This is a genomic window from Variovorax sp. GW458-11-26-14-LB1, from assembly GCF_059423965.1.
Genome location: NZ_JBWKYW010000071.1, coordinates 1 through 22,299, shown reverse-complemented (window position 1 = coordinate 22,299; position 22,299 = coordinate 1). Strand labels below are relative to the sequence as shown.

At 66.0% G+C, this 22,299-nt stretch carries 20 protein-coding genes, 1 other RNA gene and 2 pseudogenes; 18 read left to right on the top strand and 5 right to left on the bottom strand.

The features are described from left to right. The first annotated feature begins 19 nt into the window (after positions 1 to 19). Genes AC07YS_RS29805 through AC07YS_RS29795 form a run of 3 tightly spaced genes read left to right on the top strand, consistent with a single transcriptional unit; the run spans position 20 to position 3,044 of the window. Entirely contained in the window at positions 20 to 850 is an 831-nt protein-coding gene (locus AC07YS_RS29805; protein WP_495267716.1) for an ABC transporter ATP-binding protein, read from the top strand. After that, the gene (locus AC07YS_RS29800) at positions 847 to 1,665 is read left to right on the top strand and encodes an ABC transporter permease (protein WP_492738485.1); all 819 of its coding nucleotides are present in this window, start codon (positions 847 to 849) and stop codon (positions 1,663 to 1,665) included. The genes AC07YS_RS29805 and AC07YS_RS29800 overlap by 4 nt, the downstream gene beginning before the upstream one ends. Before the next feature lie 8 nt (positions 1,666 to 1,673). After that, positions 1,674 to 3,044 carry an FAD-binding oxidoreductase gene (locus AC07YS_RS29795; RefSeq protein WP_495267717.1) on the top strand — a complete coding sequence of 457 codons (1,371 nt, stop codon included), beginning with the start codon at positions 1,674 to 1,676 and terminating at the stop codon, positions 3,042 to 3,044. A 22-nt stretch (positions 3,045 to 3,066) separates the two neighbouring features. On the opposite strand, the gene AC07YS_RS29790 is transcribed toward AC07YS_RS29795, so the two are convergent. After that, positions 3,067 to 3,993, bottom strand: coding sequence for a LysR family transcriptional regulator (locus AC07YS_RS29790; RefSeq protein WP_495267718.1), 927 nt, complete (start codon positions 3,991 to 3,993; stop codon positions 3,067 to 3,069). A gap of 82 nt (positions 3,994 to 4,075) precedes the next feature. Here AC07YS_RS29790 and AC07YS_RS29785 point away from each other — a divergent pair. Then, positions 4,076 to 4,432 (top strand): annotated as a pseudogene (locus AC07YS_RS29785) (sulfatase-like hydrolase/transferase); the annotation flags it as partial. Positions 4,433 to 4,756: 324 nt separating this feature from the next. On the opposite strand, the gene ssrA reads toward AC07YS_RS29785, so the two are convergent. The 4 genes from ssrA to ompA all read right to left on the bottom strand — a co-directional run bounded on the left by ssrA (position 4,757) and on the right by ompA (position 7,336). After that, positions 4,757 to 5,141, bottom strand: a transfer-messenger RNA (tmRNA) gene (gene ssrA, locus AC07YS_RS29780). 12 nt (positions 5,142 to 5,153) lie between these two features. After that, positions 5,154 to 5,831, bottom strand: coding sequence for an HAD family hydrolase (locus AC07YS_RS29775; protein ID WP_223301488.1), 678 nt, complete (start codon positions 5,829 to 5,831; stop codon positions 5,154 to 5,156). Next, positions 5,828 to 6,556, bottom strand: a complete 729-nt coding sequence (gene ubiG / locus AC07YS_RS29770; RefSeq protein ID WP_159275242.1) for a bifunctional 2-polyprenyl-6-hydroxyphenol methylase/3-demethylubiquinol 3-O-methyltransferase UbiG — start codon at positions 6,554 to 6,556, stop codon at positions 5,828 to 5,830. The genes AC07YS_RS29775 and ubiG overlap by 4 nt, the downstream gene beginning before the upstream one ends. Before the next feature lie 129 nt (positions 6,557 to 6,685). Next, a complete protein-coding gene (gene ompA, locus AC07YS_RS29765) occupies positions 6,686 to 7,336 on the bottom strand; it encodes an outer membrane protein OmpA (RefSeq protein ID WP_070064005.1) in 651 nt (216 codons plus the stop codon). Positions 7,337 to 7,560: 224 nt separating this feature from the next. Between ompA and gyrA the strand changes: the two genes are divergently transcribed. From gyrA to AC07YS_RS29695, 14 genes and pseudogenes are all read left to right on the top strand, one after another. Continuing rightward, positions 7,561 to 10,206 (top strand): DNA gyrase subunit A, encoded by a 2,646-nt coding sequence (gene gyrA, locus AC07YS_RS29760; RefSeq protein WP_159275243.1) that lies wholly within the window; start codon positions 7,561 to 7,563, stop codon positions 10,204 to 10,206. Continuing rightward, complete coding sequence (locus tag AC07YS_RS29755; RefSeq protein ID WP_235926701.1) at positions 10,203 to 10,790, top strand: DUF2059 domain-containing protein; 588 nt, start codon at positions 10,203 to 10,205, stop codon at positions 10,788 to 10,790. Before gyrA ends, AC07YS_RS29755 begins: the two co-directional genes overlap by 4 nt. Positions 10,791 to 10,796: 6 nt before the next feature. Continuing rightward, entirely contained in the window at positions 10,797 to 11,927 is a 1,131-nt protein-coding gene (gene serC / locus AC07YS_RS29750; RefSeq protein ID WP_159275244.1) for a 3-phosphoserine/phosphohydroxythreonine transaminase, read from the top strand. Positions 11,928 to 11,951: 24 nt separating this feature from the next. Beyond that, positions 11,952 to 13,073 (top strand): prephenate dehydratase, encoded by a 1,122-nt coding sequence (gene pheA, locus AC07YS_RS29745; protein ID WP_159275245.1) that lies wholly within the window; start codon positions 11,952 to 11,954, stop codon positions 13,071 to 13,073. Positions 13,074 to 13,091: 18 nt separating this feature from the next. Then, on the top strand, positions 13,092 to 13,985 hold the full coding sequence (locus tag AC07YS_RS29740) for a prephenate dehydrogenase (protein ID WP_159275246.1): 894 nt from the start codon (positions 13,092 to 13,094) through the stop codon (positions 13,983 to 13,985). Between the two features lies 1 nt (position 13,986). Further along, the gene (locus AC07YS_RS29735; RefSeq protein ID WP_495267719.1) at positions 13,987 to 16,005 is read left to right on the top strand and encodes a bifunctional 3-phosphoshikimate 1-carboxyvinyltransferase/cytidylate kinase; all 2,019 of its coding nucleotides are present in this window, start codon (positions 13,987 to 13,989) and stop codon (positions 16,003 to 16,005) included. A 232-nt stretch (positions 16,006 to 16,237) separates the two neighbouring features. Beyond that, positions 16,238 to 17,926 carry a 30S ribosomal protein S1 gene (rpsA, locus tag AC07YS_RS29730; RefSeq protein WP_062468664.1) on the top strand — a complete coding sequence of 563 codons (1,689 nt, stop codon included), beginning with the start codon at positions 16,238 to 16,240 and terminating at the stop codon, positions 17,924 to 17,926. Between the two features lie 80 nt (positions 17,927 to 18,006). After that, positions 18,007 to 18,333 (top strand): integration host factor subunit beta, encoded by a 327-nt coding sequence (locus AC07YS_RS29725; RefSeq protein WP_056582668.1) that lies wholly within the window; start codon positions 18,007 to 18,009, stop codon positions 18,331 to 18,333. Between the two features lie 46 nt (positions 18,334 to 18,379). Further along, complete coding sequence (locus AC07YS_RS29720) at positions 18,380 to 18,715, top strand: LapA family protein (RefSeq protein ID WP_495267720.1); 336 nt, start codon at positions 18,380 to 18,382, stop codon at positions 18,713 to 18,715. Next, positions 18,705 to 19,883, top strand: coding sequence for a lipopolysaccharide assembly protein LapB (gene lapB, locus AC07YS_RS29715; protein WP_495267721.1), 1,179 nt, complete (start codon positions 18,705 to 18,707; stop codon positions 19,881 to 19,883). Before AC07YS_RS29720 ends, lapB begins: the two co-directional genes overlap by 11 nt. 136 nt (positions 19,884 to 20,019) lie before the next feature. Beyond that, positions 20,020 to 20,352, top strand: coding sequence for a ComEA family DNA-binding protein (locus AC07YS_RS29710; protein ID WP_495267722.1), 333 nt, complete (start codon positions 20,020 to 20,022; stop codon positions 20,350 to 20,352). A gap of 162 nt (positions 20,353 to 20,514) precedes the next feature. Continuing rightward, positions 20,515 to 21,483, top strand: a complete 969-nt coding sequence (locus AC07YS_RS29705) for a TRAP transporter substrate-binding protein (RefSeq protein WP_062468673.1) — start codon at positions 20,515 to 20,517, stop codon at positions 21,481 to 21,483. A gap of 3 nt (positions 21,484 to 21,486) precedes the next feature. Then, positions 21,487 to 22,020 (top strand): TRAP transporter small permease, encoded by a 534-nt coding sequence (locus tag AC07YS_RS29700; RefSeq protein ID WP_062468676.1) that lies wholly within the window; start codon positions 21,487 to 21,489, stop codon positions 22,018 to 22,020. A 31-nt stretch (positions 22,021 to 22,051) separates the two neighbouring features. Beyond that, positions 22,052 to 22,299, top strand: a pseudogene (locus AC07YS_RS29695) (C4-dicarboxylate ABC transporter permease); the annotation flags it as partial.

The following is a 22,299-nucleotide window of genomic DNA, read 5'->3' as shown; positions in this document are numbered from 1 at the left end:
ACTTCGTCGCCTCTTCTTCATGAACCGCATCGAACCCCACACCCTCGCACCGCCGACCACCCCTGCCGTGCCCGCGGTGGAAGTGCTCTCGGCCGAGAAGACCTACCCCAACGGCACGCAGGCGCTGCTGCCGGTGGACCTGTCGATCGCCGAAGGCGAGTTCGTCACGTTGCTCGGCCCCTCGGGCTGCGGCAAGAGCACGCTGCTGAAGATGGTGGCGGGCATGCTGGAGCCCAGCGACGGGCGCCTGCTGGTGTGGCGCAAGCCCGTGGCGCAGTTGCACGACTGCCCGCACAAGATGTCGTTCGTGTTCCAGTCGCCCACGCTGATGCCGTGGGCCAGCGTGCAGACCAATGTGCGGCTGCCGCTGGACCTGGCGGGTGTGCCTCGCAAGGAGGCCGATGCGCGGGTGACGGAATCGCTCGCGCTCGTGGGGCTGGAGAAGTTCGCCAGTGCGCTGCCGCGCGCGCTGTCGGGCGGCATGCAGATGCGCGTGTCGATCGCGCGCGGGCTCGTCACGCAGCCCGACCTGCTGCTGATGGACGAGCCCTTCGGCGCACTCGACGAGATCACGCGCCACAAGCTCGACGCCGACCTGCTCGAACTGTGGCGCAAGAAGAAGCTCACGGTGATCTTCGTGACGCACTCGATCCACGAGGCGGTGTTCCTGTCCAGCCGCGTGGTGATGATGGCCGCGCGGCCGGGTCGCGTGGTCGAGCAGTTCCAGATCGACGAGCCCTACCCGCGCCAGGCCGACTTCATGGTCACGCCCGGGTTCGCGCGCCACGCGAAGCAATTGCAGGACAGCCTGCTGCGCGCCAGCACCGCCGAAGAGGAGGCCGCGCCATGAAGACAGCGACAAAGCCCGCGACGCCCCTGTTGAGTCAGCCGCGCGTGCAGCGCGTGCTCTACCCGGTTCTCATCGGCGTGGTGCTGGTCGCGCTGTGGCAGTGGATGGTGGTGGCCATGGAGCTGCCGCCCTACCTCGTGCCCTCGCCCTGGCTGATGGTGCAGACGCTGGTGACCGACTGGGCGCCGCTGGGCAGCGCGCTCCTGGTCACGCTGAAGATCACGGTGCTGTCCTTCGCGCTGGCCACGGTGGCGGGCGTGCTGATCTCGTTCCTGTTCGTGCAGAGCAAGCGCATCGAGACCGCGCTCTTTCCGTACGCGGTGCTGCTGCAGGTCACGCCCATCGTGGCCGTGGCGCCGCTGATCATCATCTGGGTGAAGAACCCGGTCGCGGCCATGACGGTGTGCGCAGCGCTGGTGGCGCTGTTTCCCATCATCAGCAACACCACGCTGGGCCTGCGCAGCATCGACCCCGACCTGCAGAGCTACTTCAAGCTGAACCGCGCCACGCGCTGGCAGCAGCTGGTGCGACTGCGCATTCCGAGCGCGCTGCCCTACTTCTTCGGCGGGCTGCGCATCTCCAGCGGCCTGGCGCTGATCGGCGCGGTGGTGGCGGAGTTCGTGGCCGGCACGGGCGGCTCGGGCGCGGGGCTGGCCTACCAGATCCTGCAGGCGGGCTTCCAGCTGAACATTCCGCGCATGTTCGCGGCCCTGCTGCTCATCTCCCTCACCGGTGTCGCGCTCTTCGTGCTGATGGCCTGGCTCACCAAGGTGGCGCTGGGCTCGTGGCACGCGAGCGAACTTTCCCAGGATTGAAATCGACCATGAACGCTCCCGCTTCCGCCATCGAACAACTGCTGCTCGAACTCCCCGACCTCGACTGGATCACCGACGAAGGCCGCGTCACGCGCCTCTCGCAGGACTTCTCCTGGTTCAGCCCGGTGCTCACGCGCCAGCTGAAGGACAAGCGCGCCGACGTGGTGGTGCGCCCGCGCACCGAAGAAGACATCCGCGCGGTGGTCGGCGCCTGCGCGCGCCGCGGCGTGCCCATCACCATCCGTGGCAGCGGCACCGGCAACTACGGCCAGACCACGCCGCTCGCCGGCGGCGTGGTGCTCGACATGACGGCCTACAACGCCTGCCTGTGGGTGCAGCCCGGCGTGGCGCGCGCGCAGGCCGGCATCCGCCTGGGCGAACTCGAGAAGCAGACGAAGCCCACCGGCCAGGAGATGCGCTGCGTGCCCTCGACCTACCGCAGCGCCACGCTGGGCGGCCTGTTCGGTGGTGGCTTCGGTGGCGTGGGCTCGATCAACTACGGACCGCTGGGCGCGCCCGGCAATGTGCTGGGCATTCGCGCGATGACCATCGAGGCCGAGCCGCAGGTGATCGAGCTGCGCGGCGCCGAAGCGATGCGCATGCACCACCTGTGGGGCACCAACGGCCTCGTGCTGGAGCTGGAGATCGCACTGGCGCCCGCGCATCCGTGGCTCGAGACGCTGGTGACCTTCGACGACTTCGAGAACGCGCTGAACTTCGCGGACAAGCTCGCGCATGCGCCGGGCATCGTGAAGCGCGGCGTCACCTTCTTCGCGGCGCCCATCGCCGACCACCTCGCGCAGCTGGCGACGCACCTGCCCAAGGGCTGCCACACTGTGCTGTCGCTGGTGGCCGAGCAGAGCGAGCCGGCCATGATGCTGCTGGTGCAGGCGCATGGCGGCACCGTGAGCTACCGCAAGACGGCCGCCGAAGTGCAGAAGAGCAACCGCACGCTGATGGAGTTCACCTGGAACCACACGACGCTGCACGCGCTGAAGATCGACCCGACGCTGACCTACCTGCAAAGCGGGTTCATCCCCGGCCGGCATGTCGAGCAGGTCATCGAGATGGAGAAACTGCTGGGCGGCGAGGTCATGATGCACGTCGAGTTCCTGCGCAACGCGGCGGGGCTGCTGACCTGCAGCGGGCTGCAGCTGGTGCGCTTCAGCACCGAGCAGCGGCTGAACGAGATCATCGACATCCACCGCACGCACCAGGTGCACATCAACAACCCGCACGTGAACATCGTGGAAGACGGCAAGGCCGGCGGGCCGCTGCCGCCGGAAGTCATCGAGGTGAAGCAGCGCTTCGATCCGATGGGCTTGCTGAACCCGGGCAAGTTGCGCGACTGGCCGGTGAAGGCGGCGACCGCGGCCTGAAAACGGCCTCAGCGAGCGTCCGTCATCCCTTGCGCGCCGCGCTGCTTCGCTGCGCCGGCGCCAGTGCCTTGAGCGCCTGCACGAACTCCTCGAGGAGTGGGGAGCGGTAGGTATTCGGACGTGAGAAAAGCGAAATGCGCCTCGGAATCGACAGCGCGTCGACGGGAATCACCTTGACGCCACGGGCATGGGGCAGTGCGAGCACGGAGACCGGGACGATGCCCATCAGATCGGTCGCGGCAAGCACCGGCAGCGACCAGGACGCATTGAAGTGCACCTCGATCGCGCCTTGCGGCGGCGTCGCGCCCGCGCAGCGAAATACCTCGTCCAGCTTCGCACGTGCGGCCGAATGAACGGACGGCAGCACCCAGGAAAATTTCGACAGATCGCCCATCGTGAGACGGCGACGCGCAAAGACCGGATGCCCCACGCGCGCCACGGCGACGAGCGCATCGGTCAGGAGGTCCTCATGCACCAGGCCGTGCGGCATGGATTCATAGGTCGGAATCACGGCGACATCGAGCAGGCCCTGGCGCGTCCAGTCGATCAACTCGTCCGAAGACGCCACTTCCAGGCGCACATGCATGCCCGGGCGACGGGGCTGCAGCGCCGCAAGCGCCGGTGAGAGCACGGCATCCAGAACCGCCAGCGTCGCGCCCACACGGATGAGCCCGGCGCGTCCTGCGCGGACGTCGCCCGCATGACGAAGCGCCTCGTCGTGCTCTGACTTCATGCGCTGCGCACGTTCGCGGAACGCGACGCCGAACGGCGTGAGCGTCATGCCGTGGCCCGAGCGCTCGAAGAGACCGAGCCCCATCTCGTCCTCCAGCCGACGGATCGCCTTGGAAAGCGCCGCGGCCGTCACCGTCAGGCTGGTTGCTGCACGGGCCAGCTGCCCATGGCGCGCCACTTCCAGGAAATAGTCGAGGTCACGTGCCGAGAAGGACATGAATAAAAGTTAACGAAAACTTCCTAAATGGAAACACCCGAATCCTAGCCGTTCCTAGACTGCAGTCGCAATGAGTCCTTCCATGAACCCACCCAACATCGTTCTCATCCTTGCCGACAACCTCGGCTGGGGCGAGCTCGGCTGCTACGGCGGCGGGGCGCTGCGGGGCGCGCCCACGCCACGCATCGACGCGCTCGCCAGCCAAGGCCTTCTGCTGCAGAACTTCAATGTCGAGAGCGATTGCGTGCCGACGCGCTCCGCGCTGATGAGCGGGCGGCATCCGATCCGCACGGGCTGCCTGCAGTCGGTGCCGCCCGGCCTGCCTCAGGGCTTGGCACGCCGCGAGATCACGCTGGCGCAGTTGCTCTCGGCACAGGGCTATGCGACTGCGCACTACGGCAAATGGCACCTGGGCGATGTGGAAGACCGAAGCGATCGCCTCAACGAAGCGGTGGCACAAGCCTTGAAGGACCCGGAGGTCATGAAGGGCTTCGAGAACGTTGGCATGTTTCCCGAAGCCAACAGCGCGAAGCAAACCGCCGACTACATCCACACCGACATGCGACGCTGGGCAGACCTCGTGAAGAAGAACAAGATCGCGATCGACTAGCTAGCGTGTGGAGTGAACCCCATCGACGGGATCGCGGGGGTCGTCATCCAGACGCAGACATCCCGAGTGAGACGGCGAAGCACAGTCAACAGCCGCCTGGCCAATGAAAAAGGGCGTTCACTGGACTTCAGTGAACGCCCTTGGACGTTGTATTGGTGGAGCTGGGGGGATTTGAACCCCCGTCCGCAAGCCTTCATCGCGCAGTTCTACATGTGTAGTGATCTGATTTAAGTCTCGCTTCCGGAGTCGCGCAGTCACACGCTAAACCGGACGCCAGCACCCTATTTTCTCGCCCCGACCCAAGGTACCCGGATCGGAGCCAGCCCATGTAATTATCCTTGCAGCCGGGAGGTCAGGATTGCTCCAGACCCCCTTGCCCAGCCCATCGGCCAACTGTTGCAAGGCTCACTGGCAATTAAGCAGCGAGTGCGAAACGTTCGTCGTTTGCAGTTAGTTTGTTTGAATCTGTTTTACGAGCGCATTCAGCTCGACATGCCCCGCTGCGACTCCGAACCCACGTCGAAACCAGTGCAGCCCCAAGCGACTCATTTTAGGCGCTATTGAGTAACTTCAAGAGCTCCAGGGGCGAAGAGATTGAGGCATCGGCTTTCCACAGCGCCGCATCGGCCTGCGAACCCATGTAGCCGTAGGTGGCCGCCACGGTTCCCATGCCCGCGGCGCGGCCCGCGATGATGTCGCGCTCGTCGTCTCCCACGTAGATGCAGGCCTCGGGCGCCACGCCGAGACGGCGCGCCGCCTCGTGCAGCGGTTCGGGGTGCGGCTTGGCGAACGGCGTGGTGTCGCCGCTCACGATCGCGCCCGCGCTCGCGAAGAGCGGCATCGCAGCCGTCAGCGGTTCGGTGAAGCGGGCCGACTTGTTGGTGACCACGCCCCAGCGCAGGCCGCGCTCGCGGATCGCCTCGATCAGCGGCGCCACGCCGTCGAACACCAGGGTGTTGAGCAGCATGCGGCGTTCGTAGCCGACGTAGAACTCCTCGCGCAGCGCATCGAACTCCGGCGCATCGGGCGTGATGCCGAAGGCAATGCCGAGCATGCCGCGTGCGCCGGCGCCGGCCATCGGGCGGTAGCGCTCCAGCGGGTAAGGCGCCAGGCCGCGGTCGGTGCGCATCTTGTCGGCCGCCGCGCCCAGGTCGGGCGCGCTGTCGATCAGCGTGCCGTCGAGGTCGAACAGGATGGCCTGTGTGGTCGTGCTCCCGATCTTCATCATCCCTGCGCCTCCGGCAGCGCCGGCTTCTGGGTCGCGAAGAGGTAGTTGACGCTGGTGTCGGCGCTGAGCCAGTAGCGGCGGGTCAGCGGGTTGTGCTCCATGCCGCGGGTGTGGCGCAGGTCCAGGCTGGCAGCGCGGCAGTAGCCGGCCAGTTCGCTGGGACGGATCAGCTTGGGGTACTCGTGCGTGCCGCGCGGCAGCATGCCCAGGACGTACTCGGCGCCCACGATCGCCAGCATGAAGGACTTCAGGTTGCGGTTGATGGTCGAGAAGAACACCCAGCCGCCCGGCTTCACCAGGGTGGCGCAGGCCTGGATCACCGATGCCGGATCGGGCACGTGCTCCAGCATTTCCATGCAGGTGACCACATCGAAGCTGCCGGGCTGCTCGGCTGCCAGCGCCTCGGCACTGACTTCGCGGTACTTGACGCCGCGCGTCCCGGCTTCGAGGGCGTGCAGTTGAGCGACCTTGAGCGCCTTGGTCGCGAGGTCGACGCCCAGCACGTCGGCGCCCTTGCGCGCCATCGAATCGGCCAGGATGCCGCCGCCGCAGCCGATATCGACCACGCGCTGGCCCGAAATAGGCGCAATACCGTCAATCCATTCCAGTCGCAATGGATTGATTTCGTGCAGCGGGCGGAATTCGCTCTCCAAATCCCACCACCGGTGCGCAAGCTCCGAAAACTTGGCCAGTTCGGCCGGGTCTGCATTCACGTTTTCTGTCATGGGGCAATTATGAAGCGAGCAAAGCCCGGCTCGAGCGCAATGGGCTTGCCTCAGGCACGGCCGCAAATACGGCAGGCATAAAAAAACCCCGCCGAGGCGGGGTTTTCATTCGTCGATGGAATCGATCGATCAGTTGGCGCGGGTGCCAACCACTTCGATTTCCACGCGACGGTTCTTGGCGCGGCCTTCCTTGGTGCGGTTGTCAGCCACAGGCTGCTTCTCGCCCTTGCCTTCGGTGTAGACGCGGTTGCGTTCGATGCCCTTCGAGACCAGGAAGGCCTTGACGGCTTCGGCGCGACGCACCGACAGACGCTGGTTGTAAGCGTCGGTACCGATGGAGTCGGTGTGACCCACAGCGATGATGACTTCGAGGTTCACGCCACGGATCTTCTCGACCAAGTCGGTCAGCTTGGCGCGACCTTCGGGCTTCAGCACCGACTTGTCGAAGTCGAAGAAGGCGTCAGCAGCGAAGGTGACCTTCGAAGCAGCGACTTGAGCCGGGGGAGCCACGGGAGCCACGCCAGGAGCGGTGGGCACAGCAGCCGGAGCAGCCGGAACCAGGGCGCCGTCGCAACCGGCGGCAGCCGTTGCGGGCGTCCAGTTGGCATCGCGCCAGCACAGTTCGTTCGTGCCGTTCTTCCAGACCAGTTCGCCGGTGCCGTTTTGCCAGTTGTCGATCGTAGGACCGCCGTTCGCAGCGGTGACACGGGTCTGCGCGCCGGCGGCAGTGGCGAGCGCAGCGACTGCAAACATCATCGCCACTTTATTCAGTTTCTTCATGGTTCTCCTCTTGGGGAAAAAGCCGCAGCCGCGCTGCGAATCAAGGACGCTTTAAGTGACCACCACCCAAAACGTTGAGACGATTGTGCCATAGGGTCTTTGGCAAACAGGCCGCTGGACGCCCCTGAAGCGTAGGACGGAGGCGGAATAGAGCCCTTGTGTTGCGGCGGTGCGACACCCCTCACAGCGTAAAATTTCGCCTTCCTGCCGCCAGCCTCTTGCTCATGACCTCCTTCGCCAAAGAAACCCTGCCCATCAGTCTCGAAGAGGAAATGCGCAGCAGCTACCTCGATTACGCCATGAGCGTGATCGTCGGCCGGGCGCTTCCCGACGCCCGCGACGGCCTCAAGCCGGTGCACCGGCGCGTGCTGTACGCGATGCACGAGCTCAACAACGACTGGAACCGGCCCTACAAGAAGTCGGCCCGTATCGTCGGCGACGTGATCGGTAAGTACCACCCGCACGGCGACCAGTCGGTCTACGACACCATCGTCCGGCTGGCCCAGGACTTCTCGATGCGCCACATGCTGGTCGACGGCCAGGGCAACTTCGGGTCGGTCGACGGCGACAACGCCGCCGCAATGCGTTATACGGAAATCCGGCTGGCCAAAATTGCGCATGAAATGCTGGCCGATATCGACAAGGAAACTGTCGACTTTCAGGACAATTACGACGGCTCCGAAAAAGAACCGAAAGTTTTGCCCAGCCAGCTTCCGAATTTGCTGGTCAATGGCTCCGGCGGTATTGCGGTCGGCATGGCCACCAATATCCCGCCACACAACCTGAATGAAGTGGTGGATGCCTGCCTGTATCTGCTGCGCAATCCGCAGGCGAGCATCGACGAACTGATGGAAATCGTGCCGGCGCCCGACTTCCCCACCGCCGGCATCATCTACGGCATCAACGGCGTGAAGGACGGCTACCGCACCGGCCGCGGCAAGGTCGTGATGCGCGCCAAGTGCCACTTCGAGGACATCGACCGTGGCCAGCGCCAGGCGATCATCGTCGACGAGCTCCCCTACCAGGTCAACAAGAAGACGCTGCAGGAGCGCATGGCCGAGCTGGTGCACGAAAAGAAGATCGAAGGCATCAGCCACATCCAGGACGAATCCGACAAGTCGGGCATGCGCCTGGTCATCGAGCTCAAGCGCGGCGAAGTGCCCGAGGTGGTGCTCAACAACCTCTACAAGCAGACGCAGCTGCAGGACACCTTCGGCATCAACATGGTGGCGCTGGTCGACGGCCAGCCCAAGCTGTGCAACCTGAAGGACCTGATCGAGGTCTTCCTGCAGCACCGCCGCGAAGTGGTCACGCGCCGCACCGTCTTCACGCTGCGCAAGGCCCGCGAACGCGGCCACGTGCTCGAAGGCCTGGCGGTGGCGCTGGCCAACATCGACGAGTTCATCCGCATCATCCGCGAGTCGCCTACCCCGCCGGTCGCCAAGGCCGAGCTCATGACCCGCAGCTGGGACAGCAAGCTGGTGCGCGAAATGCTCACGCGTTCGCGCGCCGACGGCGGCGTGATCAACGCCGACGACTACCGCCCCGAAGGCCTCGAGCGTGAATACGGCATGGGTGGCGACGGCCTGTACCGCCTGTCGGAAACGCAAGCGCAGGAAATCCTGCAGATGCGCCTGCAGCGCCTGACCGGCCTGGAGCAGGACAAGATCGTTGCCGAGTACAAGGACGTCATGGCCGAGATCGACGACCTGCTCGACATCCTGGCCAAGCCCGAGCGCGTCTCGATCATCATTGGCGACGAACTCGGCGAGATCAAGCAGGAGTTCGGCCAGTCGAAGATCGGCGCCCGCCGCAGCCTGGTCGAGCACAGTGCCTACGACCTCTCGACCGAAGACCTGATCACGCCGACCGACATGGTCGTCACGCTCTCGCACAGCGGCTACATCAAGAGCCAGCCGCTGGGCGAGTACCGCGCGCAAAAGCGCGGCGGGCGCGGCAAGCAGGCCACGTCCACCAAGGACGACGACTGGATCGACCAGCTCTTCATCGCCAACACGCACGACTACATCCTGTGCTTCTCCAACCGCGGCCGGCTGTACTGGCTCAAGGTGTGGGAAGTGCCGGCAGGTTCGCGCGGCTCGCGCGGACGCCCCATCGTCAACATGTTCCCGCTGCAGGAAGGCGAGAAGATCAACGTCGCCCTCGCCCTCACCGGCGAGAAGCGCAACTTCCCGGCCGACCAGTACGTGTTCATGGCGACCTCGATGGGCACGGTCAAGAAGACGGCGCTCGACGAATTCAGCAACCCGCGTAAGGGCGGCATCATTGCCGTGAACCTCGATGAAGGCGACTACCTCATCGGCGCGGCGCTCACCGACGGCAAGCACGACGTGATGCTCTTCAGCGACAACGGCAAGGCCGTGCGCTTCGACGAGGAAGACGTCCGCCCGCTGGGCCGCAACGCCCGCGGCGTGCGCGGCATGTCGCTGGAGCCGGGCCAGGGCGTGATCGCCATGCTGGTGGCCGAGGACGAGCAGCAGAGCGTGCTCACCGCCACCGAAAATGGTTACGGAAAACGCACAAGCATTACCGAATACACGCGTCATGGCCGCGGAACCAAAGGCATGATCGCGATTCAACAGAGTGAGCGCAACGGCAAGGTCGTTGCCGCCACGCTCGTTCATGCGGACGATGAGATCATGCTCATCACCGACAAGGGTGTGCTCGTGCGCACCCGTGTGGCCGAGATTCGCGAACTGGGTCGGGCGACGCAAGGCGTCACGCTGATCGGGCTCGACGAAGGCGCCAAACTCAGCGGGCTTCAACGCATCGTCGAAAACGACGCGGTCGGCGAAAGCGAGCCGGACGCAGACGACACTTCCACATCTTCAACGGAGAATCCTCAGTGAAAAAACAACTCAAGCTCGCACTCCTGACCGCTGCCCTCGCTGGCTCGTCCATGGCCGCCATGGCCCAGGACAAGGCCACGCTGATCAAGCAGTTCATCGAGATCCAGCGCCCCGGCATCGAGTCGCTGGCACGCGGCCTGATCGAGCAGTCGAGCGCCCCCATCGCGCAAGCCGGTTCGCAGTACCTGCAGACCCAGGTGCCCGAAGCCAAGCGCGAATCCGCCGCCAAGGCCGCCGACGCCGAGCTGAAGAAGTACTTCGACGACGCCTACCCGCTGGTGCGCGACAAGGCCGTGCAGATTGCCCCTGGCGCCCTCACGCCCATCCTCGAGCAGAACTTCAGCGAAGACGAACTCAAGCAGCTGCTGGCCTGGATCAACTCGCCCCTGAGCAAGAAGTACCAGGAACTGAACCCGAAGATGCAGACCGCTCTGACGGAAAAGCTGGTGACCGAAACCCGCGCCACCATCGAACCCAAGATGCGCGCACTCGACACCAACGTCGCCAAGGCCCTCGGTGCTCCGACCGACGGCGCAGCAGCTCCCGCCAAGGCGCCCGCCGCCAAGGCTCCCGCCAAGAAGTAAAGCAACGTGACCCAGCAGCAGACGCCGGCCGGCAAGCGCCCCTACAACTTTTCGGCCGGTCCGGCTGCCATGCCGGAGGCAGTGCTGCAACGCGCCGCTTCCGAGATGCTCGATTGGCAGGGCAGCGGCATGAGCGTGATGGAGATGAGCCATCGCGGCAAGGAATTCGGTGCCATCTGCACCCAGGCCGAAGCCGACATCCGCACGCTGCTGGCCATCCCCTCGCACTTTCACATCCTGTTCATGCAGGGCGGCGGCCTCGGCGAGAACGCCATCGTGCCGCTGAACCTGTCGCGTGGCGGCGTTGCCGACTTCGTCGTCACCGGCAGCTGGAGCGCCAAGTCCCACAAGGAAGCGCAGCGCTACTGCACCGCCCGCGTGGCGGCCAGCAACGCCGACAACCAGCACACGCAGCTGCCCGATCCCGCCAGCTGGCAGCTGTCCGCCGATGCCTCGTACGTGCACGTGTGCAGCAACGAGACCATCAACGGCATCGAGTTCCAGCAACTGCCCGACCTGGCCGCGCTCGGCAGCAAGGCGCCGCTGGTCATCGATTTTTCTTCCCACGTCGCCTCGCGCAGCGTCGACTGGAGCCGCGTCGGCCTCGCCTTCGGCGGTGCCCAGAAGAACCTCGGCCCCGCCGGCCTGACCATCGTGGTCGTACGCGACGACCTGCTGGGCCATGCGCTCGAGATCTGCCCGAGCGCGTTCAACTACAAGACCGTGGCCGACAACCACTCCATGTACAACACCCCGCCGACCTGGGGCATCTACATGGCAGGGCTCACGTTCCAGTGGCTGCAGCAGCAGACCGAAGGCGAACTCACCGGCATCGCCGCCATGGAGCAGCGCAATGTCGAGAAGGCGAAGCTGCTGTACGACTTCATCGACGGCTCCGACTTCTACGCCAACCGCATCGACGCCAACTGTCGTTCGCGCATGAACGTGCCGTTCTTCCTGGCCGACGAGGGGCGCAACGAGGCCTTCCTGGCCGGCGCGCGCGAAGCCGGACTGCTGCAGCTCAAGGGCCACAAGTCGGTCGGCGGCATGCGCGCGAGCATCTACAACGCCATGCCGCTGGCAGGGGTGCAGGCCTTGGTGGCCTACATGAGAGAATTCGAGCGATCGCATGCGTAGGCGCATGCCCTGTTGCTCGCACCGATGACCGCCTCTGCCCCCACACCACCTACCTCCCCCGACAATTCCGAAAGCCTGGCCGGTCTGCGCGTGCAGATCGACTCCCTCGACCAACGGCTGCTGAGCCTGCTCAATGAGCGCGCCCATGTGGCCGAGTTGGTCGGCGAGGTCAAGAAGCGCGAAGGCACGCCCTTCTTCCGCCCCGACCGCGTCGCCGCGGTCATCGACAAGATGCAGAAAAGCAATGGCGGTCCGCTCAAGGACCTCCATGTCGCGGCCATCTGGCGCGAGATCATGTCGGCCTGCCTGGCACTCGAATCGCCCCAGCGCGTGGCGGTGCTTGGCCCCGAGGGCACCTTCTGCGAACAGGCCGCCATCGAGTACTTCGGCGGCGCCGCCGACCTGATCTACTGCGCCAGCTTCGACGAGGTGTTCCACGCCACCGCCGCAGGCAGCGCCCAGTACGGCGTGGTCGGCGTCGAGAACTCCACCGAAGGCGTGGTCACGCGCTCGCTCGACCTGTTCCTGCACTCGCCCACCCATGTCGTCGGCGAAGTCAGCCTGCTGGTGCGCCACCACCTGATGCGCAGCAGCAATTCGCTCGAAGGCGTCGAAGCCGTGCTGGCCCACCCGCAAGCGTTGGCGCAGTGCCAGACCTGGCTGTCCAAGCACCTGCCCAACGCCGAGCGACGCGCCGTGTCGAGCAACGCCGAAGGCGCACGCCTCGCGGCCACCAACCCGGCCTGGGCCGCGCTGGCCGGCGAACGCGCCGCCACCCGCTTCGGCCTGCACATCGTGGCGCATGCCATCCAGGACGATTCGTACAACCGCACCCGCTTCTCGGTGATCTGCCTGCCGCAGACGCTGGCCATGCCGCCGGCCTCGGGCAAGGACTGCACGAGCCTGATCGTCTCGGTGCCCAACCGCCCCGGCGCGGTGCACGACCTGCTGGTGCCGCTGAAGGCCAACAACGTGTCGATGACGCGCTTCGAGTCGCGCCCCGCGCGCACCGGCCAGTGGGAGTACTACTTCTACATCGACCTCGACGGCCACCCCTCGCAGCCCAACGTGGCCGCGGCGCTGGCCGAACTGCGCGGCCTCTGCGCCTTCTACAAGGTGCTTGGCGCCTACCCGATCAAAGCCTGAGCCGAACGGACCGACGCGATGTTCGAGCAACTGGGATTGATCGGCTGCGGCCTCATGGGCGGCTCCTTTGCGCTCGCGCTCAAGCGCGCGAAGCTGGTGAAACGCGTGGTGGGCTACAGCAAGTCTCCCTCCACCACCGAACGGGCGCGCCAGCTCGGCGTGATCGACGTGGCGGCGCCCTCGGCGCTGCTGGCGGTGTCGGGTGCCGACATCGTGCTGCTGGCCGTGCCGGTGGCCGCCTCGGAAGCCACCTTCAAGGCCATTCGCCACGGCATCTCGGCCGACACGCTGGTGATGGACGTGGGCTCGACCAAGGGCGACGTGATCGAGGCCGCGCGCAACGGCCTGCAAAAGCAATTCGCGAACTTCGTGCCGGCGCATCCGATCGCCGGCAAGGAAGTCTCCGGCATCGAGCACGCCGAAGCCTCGCTGTTCACCGGCCGCCAGGTCGTGCTGACCCCCGTCAAGACCACGCTGCGCTCCAACGTGCAGCGCGCCTCGCAGGTGTGGAGCGGCATCGGCGCCAACGTCGTCACCATGACGCACGAAGAGCACGACGCCGCCTTCGCCGCCGTGAGCCACCTGCCGCACCTGCTGGCCTTTGCGTACACCAACGCGCTCATCGGTCAGCCACAGGGCGACCGCTTCCTGAGCCTCGCGGGACCGGGCTTTCGCGACTTCTCGCGCATCGCCGCCAGCGACCCCGTCATGTGGCGCGACGTGCTGCTCGCCAACCGCGAGCAGGTGCTGCAGCAGTCGCAGGCCTTCCGCAAGGCGCTGGAAGACCTCGAAACGCTGATGACCGCCGGCGACCTGCAAGGGCTGGAGCAATCCATCGCCGCCGCCAGCAAGGCGCGCGCCGCCTGGAAGCCGAATTCGAGCACCGACGCCTTGGCCCAGCAGGACAGCTGACATGTTCTCGACCGCCTTCCTCGACCTCCCACCCCTCGCGGGCGCCGCCGGCACGGTCCGGCTGCCGGGCTCCAAGAGCATCTCCAACCGCGTGCTGCTGCTGGCGGCGCTCGCCAGCGGCACCACCACGATCCACGACCTGCTCGATTCCGACGACACGCGCGTGATGCTCGACGCCCTGCGCGCGCTGGGCTGCGGCATCGAGCCGGCCGGCGCCTCGCTGCGCATCACGGGCCTGGGCGGCCAGTTGCCGCCGTCGCTGGGCGCGACGTTGCTGCCGCTGTTCCTGGGCAATGCCGGCACCGCCATGCGTCCGCTGACGGCGGCGCTGTCGCTGCTCGGCGGCGAGTTCGAACTCAGCGGCGTGCCACGCATGCACGAGCGCCCGATCGGCGACCTGGTCGACGCCCTCACGCAGCTGGGCTGCCGCATCGACTACCTCGGCAACCCCGGCTACCCGCCGCTGCGCATCCACCCGGTGTCGCACGACGAGCTGGCGCTGGGCGCACCGATCCGCGTGCGCGGCGACGTGTCGAGCCAGTTCCTCACCGCCCTGCTGCTGGCGCTGCCGCTGGCGGCGGCCGACGACATCGTGATCGAGGTCGTCGGCGAGCTGATCTCCAAGCCCTACATCGAGATCACGCTGAACCTGCTGGCGCGCTTCGGCATTACGGTGCAACGCGACGGCTGGGAGCGCTTCACCATTCCCGCCGGCAGCCGCTACAGCTCGCCGGGCGAGATCCACGTCGAGGCGGACGCCTCCTCTGCTAGTTATTTCATAGCACTTGGCGCCATTGCAACGGGCGTTTCGGGGCAGAACGGCATCCGCATCGAAGGCGTCGGCGCGGCCTCGATCCAGGGCGACATCCGCTTCATCGACGCCGCCCAACAGATGGGCGCGCGGGTCGACAGCGGCCCGAACTGGCTCGAAATCCGCCGCGGCGCCTGGCCGCTCAAGGCCATCGATCTCGACGCGAACCACATCCCCGACGCCGCCATGACGCTGGCCGTCATGGCGCTGTACGCCGACGGCCCCACCACGCTGCGCAACATCGCGAGCTGGCGCGTGAAGGAAACCGACCGCATCGACGCCATGGCGAACGAGCTGCAAAAGCTCGGCGCCACGGTCGAGGCCGGCCCCGATTTCATCCGCGTCCACCCGCTGCCCGCCGCCGGCTGGCGGCCCGCCAGCATCCGCACGTACGACGACCACCGGGTCGCCATGTGCTTCTCGCTCGCGGCCTTCAACCCGGCCGGCGTGCCGGTGCGTATCCTCGAGCCGCACTGCGTCGCCAAGACCTTCCCCGACTACTTCGAGACCCTGTTCTCGGTGGCCGAGGCCGCCGAAGTGCCCGTGATCTGCATCGACGGCCCGACCGCCTCGGGCAAGGGCACGCTGGCCGCCGAGGTGGCGCGCCTGCTGGGCTACCACTACCTCGATTCGGGGTCGCTCTACCGCGTGACCGGGCTTGCCGCGCGCCGTGCCGGCCTGGAGGCCAACGCTGCGAACGAAGCGCGGATCGCCGCCCTCGCCGCCGCCCTGCCCCTGCAGTTCACCGAGGGCAAGGTGCTGCTGGCCGGCGAAGACGTGAGCGACGACATCCGCACCGAAGCCGCCGGCATGGACGCCTCGCGCGTCTCCGCGCTGCCCGCCGTGCGCGAGGCGCTGCAAGACCTGCAGCACCGCTTTCGCCGCCTGCCCGGCCTGGTGGCCGACGGGCGCGACATGGGCACCGTGATCTTCCCCGACGCGGCGCTCAAGGTGTTCCTCACGGCGGGTGCCGCCCAGCGCGCCGAACGGCGGCATAAGCAGTTGATTTCAAAGGGTATTTCGACTACACTCGACAGTCTTCGCTCCGACTTGGAAGCACGTGACGCCCGGGACTCTTCCCGCAGCGTTGCGCCTCTGAAGCCGGCGCAGGACGCTCGCCACCTCGACAACTCCCAGCTGTCCATCGAACGCTCGATCGACACGGTGTTGAACTGGTGGCAGCAGGTTCAACCGTTCAAGTCCGCTTGAGCGGTTTGAAGTGCAGCCTTTCAAGTCCGCTTGAAAGGCTTGCGTCTCCCGGGTGTTCCGGGTGGCGCCTACCGCTCCAGCAGGCTCCTTCCGCGCGACAGCGCACCGGCCTGCTGGTTGTTCAACCAACCGGGCTCACGCCCACAACCTAACCGCCGTCTACAGACCCACAGCAGCCGCACGCAATTTCGCAAGAGCGCCTGCCAACCCTGCCTGACGGAAGGAACCATAAATGTCTGAATCTTTTGCCGACCTATTCGAAGAGTCCCTGAAGCGTTCCGAAATGCGCAGCGGCGAGGTCATCACCGCCGAAGTCGTGCGTGTCGAACACAACCACGTCGTCGTCAACGCCGGTCTGAAGTCCGAAGCGTATGTGCCGATCGAAGAGTTCAAGAACGACAAGGGCGAACTCGAAGTCCAGGCCGGCGATTTCGTTTCCGTTGCCATCGGCAGCGTTGAAAACGGCTACGGCGACACCATCCTCTCGCGCGACACCGCCAAGCGTCTGGCTTCGTGGCTCGCCCTCGAGAAGGCCCTGGAATCGGGCGACTTCGTCACCGGCACCACCAGCGGCAAGGTCAAGGGCGGCCTGACCGTCCTGGTCAACGGCATCCGCGCGTTCCTGCCGGGTTCGCTGATCGACACGCGTCCGATCAAGGACCTGACCCCGTACGAGAACAAGACCCTCGAATTCAAGGTCATCAAGCTCGATCGCAAGCGCAACAACGTCGTGCTGTCGCGCCGTGCCGTGGTCGAAGCCAGCATGGGCGAAGAACGCGCCAAGCTGATGGAAACCCTGAAGGAAGGCGCTGTTGTCCGCGGCGTGGTCAAGAACATCACCGAATACGGTGCGTTCGTGGACCTCGGCGGCATCGACGGCCTGCTGCACATCACCGACATGGCATGGCGCCGTGTCCGCCACCCGAGCGAAGTCGTTCAGGCCGGCCAGGAAATCACCGCCAAGATCCTCAAGTTCGACACCGAAAAGAACCGTGTCTCGCTGGGTCTCAAGCAAATGGGTGACGACCCGTGGATGGGCGTTTCGCGCCGCTACCCGCAATCGACCCGCCTGTTCGGCAAGGTCACGAACATTGCCGACTACGGCGCGTTCGTCGAACTCGAACCCGGCATCGAAGGCCTGGTGCACGTCTCCGAAATGGACTGGACCAACAAGAACATCGCTCCGAACAAGATCGTCTCGCTGGGCGACGAAGTCGAAGTCATGGTCCTGGAAATCGACGAAGACAAGCGCCGCATCAGCCTGGGCATGAAGCAGTGCAAGGCCAACCCGTGGCAAGAGTTCGCTCAGAACACGAAGCGTGGCGACCGCGTCAAGGGCCCGATCAAGTCGATCACCGACTTCGGCGTGTTCGTGGGTCTGGCTGCCGGCATCGACGGCCTGGTTCACCTCTCGGACCTCTCGTGGAACGAAACCGGCGAAACCGCCGTTCGCAACTACAAGAAGGGCCAGGAAGTCGAAGCGATCGTGCTGGCTGTCGACGTCGACCGCGAACGCATCTCGCTGGGCATCAAGCAGCTCGACAGCGATCCGTTCACCACGTTCACCACCGTGAACGACAAGGGCCAGATCGTGACCGGCAAGGTCAAGACCGTGGACGCCCGCGGCGCTGAAATCGACCTCGGCGAAGACATCATCGGCTACCTGCGTGCTTCGGAAATCTCGCGCGACCGCGTCGAAGATGCCCGCAACGTGCTCAAGGAAGGCGACGAAGTCACGGCCATCGTGGTGAATGTGGATCGCAAGACCCGCAACATCCAGCTGTCGATCAAGCAGAAGGACATGGTCGACGAACAAGGCGCCATGGCCAGCCTGAGCCAGCAGTCGGCACGCGAAAACGCGGGCACGACCAGCCTGGGCGCCCTGCTGCGCGCCAAGCTCGACAACAGCGACAACAAGTAAGCTGAGTCCGAAGACAGAGGCAGGCCCCCGGGGCCGCTCTGTCTTTTTTTTCGTCCACGTTTTTCGTTTATGTTTGGCCTATGACCCGCTCAGACCTCGTCGAAGAACTCGCAGCCCGTTTCGCGCAGCTCACGCACCGCGATGCCGAATACGCCGTCAAGACCATCCTGGACGCCATGAGCGACGCGCTGGTGCGCGGCCATCGCATCGAGATCCGTGGCTTCGGCAGCTTCTCGGTCAACCGCCGTCCGCCGCGCATCGGCCGCAACCCGCGTTCGGGCGAGAGCGTGCAGATTCCCGAGAAGCGCGTGCCGCACTTCAAGCCGGGCAAGGCGCTGCGCGAAGCCGTCGACGCGAAGACCGCCGAGCTCGATGCAGGCAAGGAAGCCGCCGGCCGCAAGGCCTGATGCAAATGAATGCAAACGTAGAATGCTCCCGGCAACGGGAACAGCTATGAAGTACCTCCTGTGGCTGCTCAAGGCAGCCATTTTTTTTACGCTCTTCGCCTTCGCGCTGAACAACCAGCACGACGCGACCGTCTACTTCTTCTTCGGAACCCACTGGCGCGCGCCGCTGGTGCTCGTCGTGCTCGCGGCCTTTGCCGGCGGGCTCGTGGTCGGCGCGCTGGGCATGCTGCCCGGCTGGTGGAAACACCGCGCCGCCGCGGCGCAAGTGCCTGCGACCACCGACGCCCCCTCGCCCGCACCGCTGGCCACCGCGACCGCCTCCGCGGCAACGCCGTCCATCTCCGCCACCGACCTTCCCGCCGTACGTCAACATGGACTTTGATCCCAGCTGGCTGCTGATCGGCCTGCCCGTCGCCTTCGTGCTGGGCTGGCTCGCATCGCGCTTCGACATCCGCCAGCTCAAGCTCGAGAACCGGCAGGCGCCCAAGGCCTACTTTCGCGGCCTGAACTTCCTGCTCAACGAGCAGCAGGACCAGGCCATCGACGCCTTCATCGAGGCCGTGCAGAACGACCCCGACACGCAGGAGCTGCACTTCGCGCTCGGCAACCTGTTCCGCCGCCGCGGCGAGTACCAGCGCGCCGTGCGCGTGCACGAGCACCTGCTGGGGCGCGGCGACCTGAGCCGAGCCGACCGCGAGCGCGCGCAGCACGCGCTGGCGCAAGACTTCCTGCGCGCCGGCCTGCTCGACCGCGCCGAGGCGGCGCTGCAGAAGCTCGAAGGCACGCGCTACGAGAACGAGGCCCGCCTCGCGCTGCTGGCCATCTACGAACGCTCGCGCGAATGGGCGCAGGCCGCCGACGTGGCGCAAAAACTCGACGAGTCCGACCAGGCCAGCTACAGCACGCGCCGCGCCCACCACCTGTGCGAGCAGGCCAACGAACGCGTGGCGGCCGGCGACCTGCAGGGCGCCAGCGACCTGCTCACACAGGCCCGTTCCCTGGCGCCGCAAGCACCGCGCCCGGCCATCGACACCGCCACCTTGCAGCTGCGCAACGGCGAAGCCGCCGCGGCCTTCGACACGCTCGAAGGGCTCAGCGACACGGCGCCGCTGGCGCTGCCGCTGTACGCCGCGTCGCTGCAGAAGGCTGCCGTGGCCGCGCAGCGCGAAGGCGAGGCGCTGGCGCTGCTGCAGCGGCGCTATGCCGAGTCGCCATCGATCGACGTGCTCGAAGCGATGATCGCGCTCGGCGGCACACCCGACGCCACGCCATCGGACACGCCCACCGAAGCCCCCACGCCGCGCGACAGCTACATCGCCCACCTCGCGCACCAGCCCTCGCTGGTCGCCGCCTCGCGCTGGCTGGCCGGCGAACGTTTCGAGCACGAGCAGTTCCACCCGCAGGTGCAACGCGCGCTCGACCAGGCGACCCGTCCGCTCATGCGCTACCGCTGCGCGGCCTGCGGCTTCGAGGCGCACCAGTACTTCTGGCACTGCCCCGGCTGCCAGGCCTGGGACAGCTACCCGCCGCGGCGCGTGGAAGAACTCTGACCACGGTTCAGAACAATCGTCACACGGGGCCACTGGCCCCGTTTTGACGTCAACTGGTGCGTTCGCCCTCTCGTTGAGCCGAAACCGATATTCCTGTCGGCTTAGCCATACCAACGATTGAAGAGGGAGTTTCACCATGCTCAAGAAAGTCATCGCCACGCTCGCCATGTGCTTCGCGACCGTCTCGTTCGCCGCCGTCGACGCCAACAAGGGCAGCGCCGCCGACCTCGACGGCCTCAAGGGCGTCGGCCCGTCGCTGTCCAAGCGCATCCTCGACGCGCGCAAGGAAGGCGAGTTCAAGGACTGGCCCGACCTCATGCAGCGCGTGAAGGGCGTGAAGGAAAAGAGCGCGGCCAAGCTGTCGGCCGAGGGCCTGACGGTCAACGGCCAGAGCTTCAACGGCGCGGCGGCCCCGGCCAAGGCAGGCAAGGCCGCCAAGGTGGCCGAGGCGAAACCCGCCAAGCAGTGACGCCACCCTGAACCGAAGAAACCGCCCCCGAGGCGGTTTTTTCATGCCCGCGCCTGGTGCCGCATCGACACCACATGGCAGGGAAATGCCTCAGCGAATGGCCCGGAATTTGCACGTATGCTTTTCTTTCATTCAGCTTTGACTACATTCCGGAGCGCGTCCATGAATCACAAGTTCGGCATTGCCCTGGCGGGCCTCACCCTTGGCGCCGCCGCCTTCGCGCAAACCAAGTGGGACCTGCCCACCGCCTACCCCGCGACCAACTACCACACCGAGAACATCACGCAGTTCGCCAAGGACGTGGACGCGGCCACCGGCGGCAAGCTGAAGATCACGGTGCATGCCAACGCGTCGCTGTTCAAGGCGCCCGAAATCAAGCGCGCCGTGCAAAGCGGCCAGGCCCAGGCCGGCGAGATCCTGCTGGCCAACTACGCCAACGAGAACCCGATCTACGCACTGGACGGTGTGCCCTTCCTGGCCACCACCTATCCCGAAGCCCGCAAGCTCTACGACGCCTCCAAGCCCGCGATGGACAAGCTGCTGGCCGCCCAAGGCATCAAGGTGCTGTTCGTGGTGCCATGGGCGCCGCAGGGCATCTACACCAAGAAGGAGATCGGCTCGGTGGCCGACCTGCGCGGCATCAAGTGGCGCGCCTACAGCCCGGCCACGGCCAAGATCGCCGAGCTCATCGGCGCGCAGCCCGTGCAGATCCAGCAGGCCGAACTGAGTGCGGCGATGGCCACCGGCGTGATCGAGAGCTACATGAGTTCGGGCTCCACCGGCTACGACACCAAGACCTTCGAGCACATCAAGAATTTCTACGACACGCAGGCCTGGATTCCGAAGAACGCGATCCTCGTGAACGCCAAGGCCTTCGATGCACTCGACGCCGCCGGCAAGGCCGCCGTCACCAAGGCCGCAGCCGATGCCGAAGCACGCGGCTGGAAGGTCGCGCAGGAGAAGAACGACGAGTACAAGCGCCTCTTGGCCGAGCGCGGCATGAAGATCCACAAGCCCTCGCCCAAGCTGGACACCGACATGCGCCAGGTCGGCGGCATCATGCAGGCCGACTGGCTCAAGGCCGCGGGTGCCGACGGCGCCGCCATCGTCGACGCCTACAAGAAGAAGTAAACCGTGAGGCGCTTCCTAGACCGCCTGTACAACGGTGCCGGCGCGCTCGGTGCGTTCTGCGTCTTCCTGATCTTCGTGCTGATGATCGTGGCCGGCGTGGGCCGGCAGATGAACTGGCACGTGAGCGGACTCAACGACGCGGTGGCCTGGCTGTGCGCGGCCGCGGCCTTCTTCGCGATGGCCCACGCCTTTCGCCACGGCGACTTCGTGCGCGTCACGCTGCTGCTCGATGCCGTGCCGCCGAAGGTGCGCCGCGTGCTCGACGTGGCCTGCCTGCTGGTCGCCGCCGTCTCGGTCGCCTACCTGACTTACTGGGCCACCAGCTTCACGTACGAGAGCTACGAGTTCAAGGAGATGGCCACGGGCCTGCTCGTGATCCCGATCTGGATTCCGCAATCGAGCTTCGTGATCGGCTGCTGGCTGCTGTTGATCGCCATGGTCGACGAACTCGTCGGCGTGGTGCGCGGCGAAAAACCCAGCTACCAGCGCGCCGTCGAAGAGCGCCACGCGGCAGGCGACTTCTCTTCCGACGTCTGACCGACAACGACAACAACAACCAAGACACCCGATGCTCGAAACCCTTCTGATGGGCGCGCTGCTGCTCGGCATCATGCTGTTGCTGCTCGCCGGCGGCGTCTGGATCGCCATGACCCTGGCCATCGTCGGCTGGGTCGGCCAGGCCTTCTTCACCAACACCCTGCCCGGCAAGAACCTGTTCTCGGCCTTCTGGGAAAGCAATGCGAGCTGGGAGCTGGCGGCGCTGCCCCTGTTCATCTGGATGGGCGAGATCCTGTTCCGCACCAAGCTCAGCGAAGA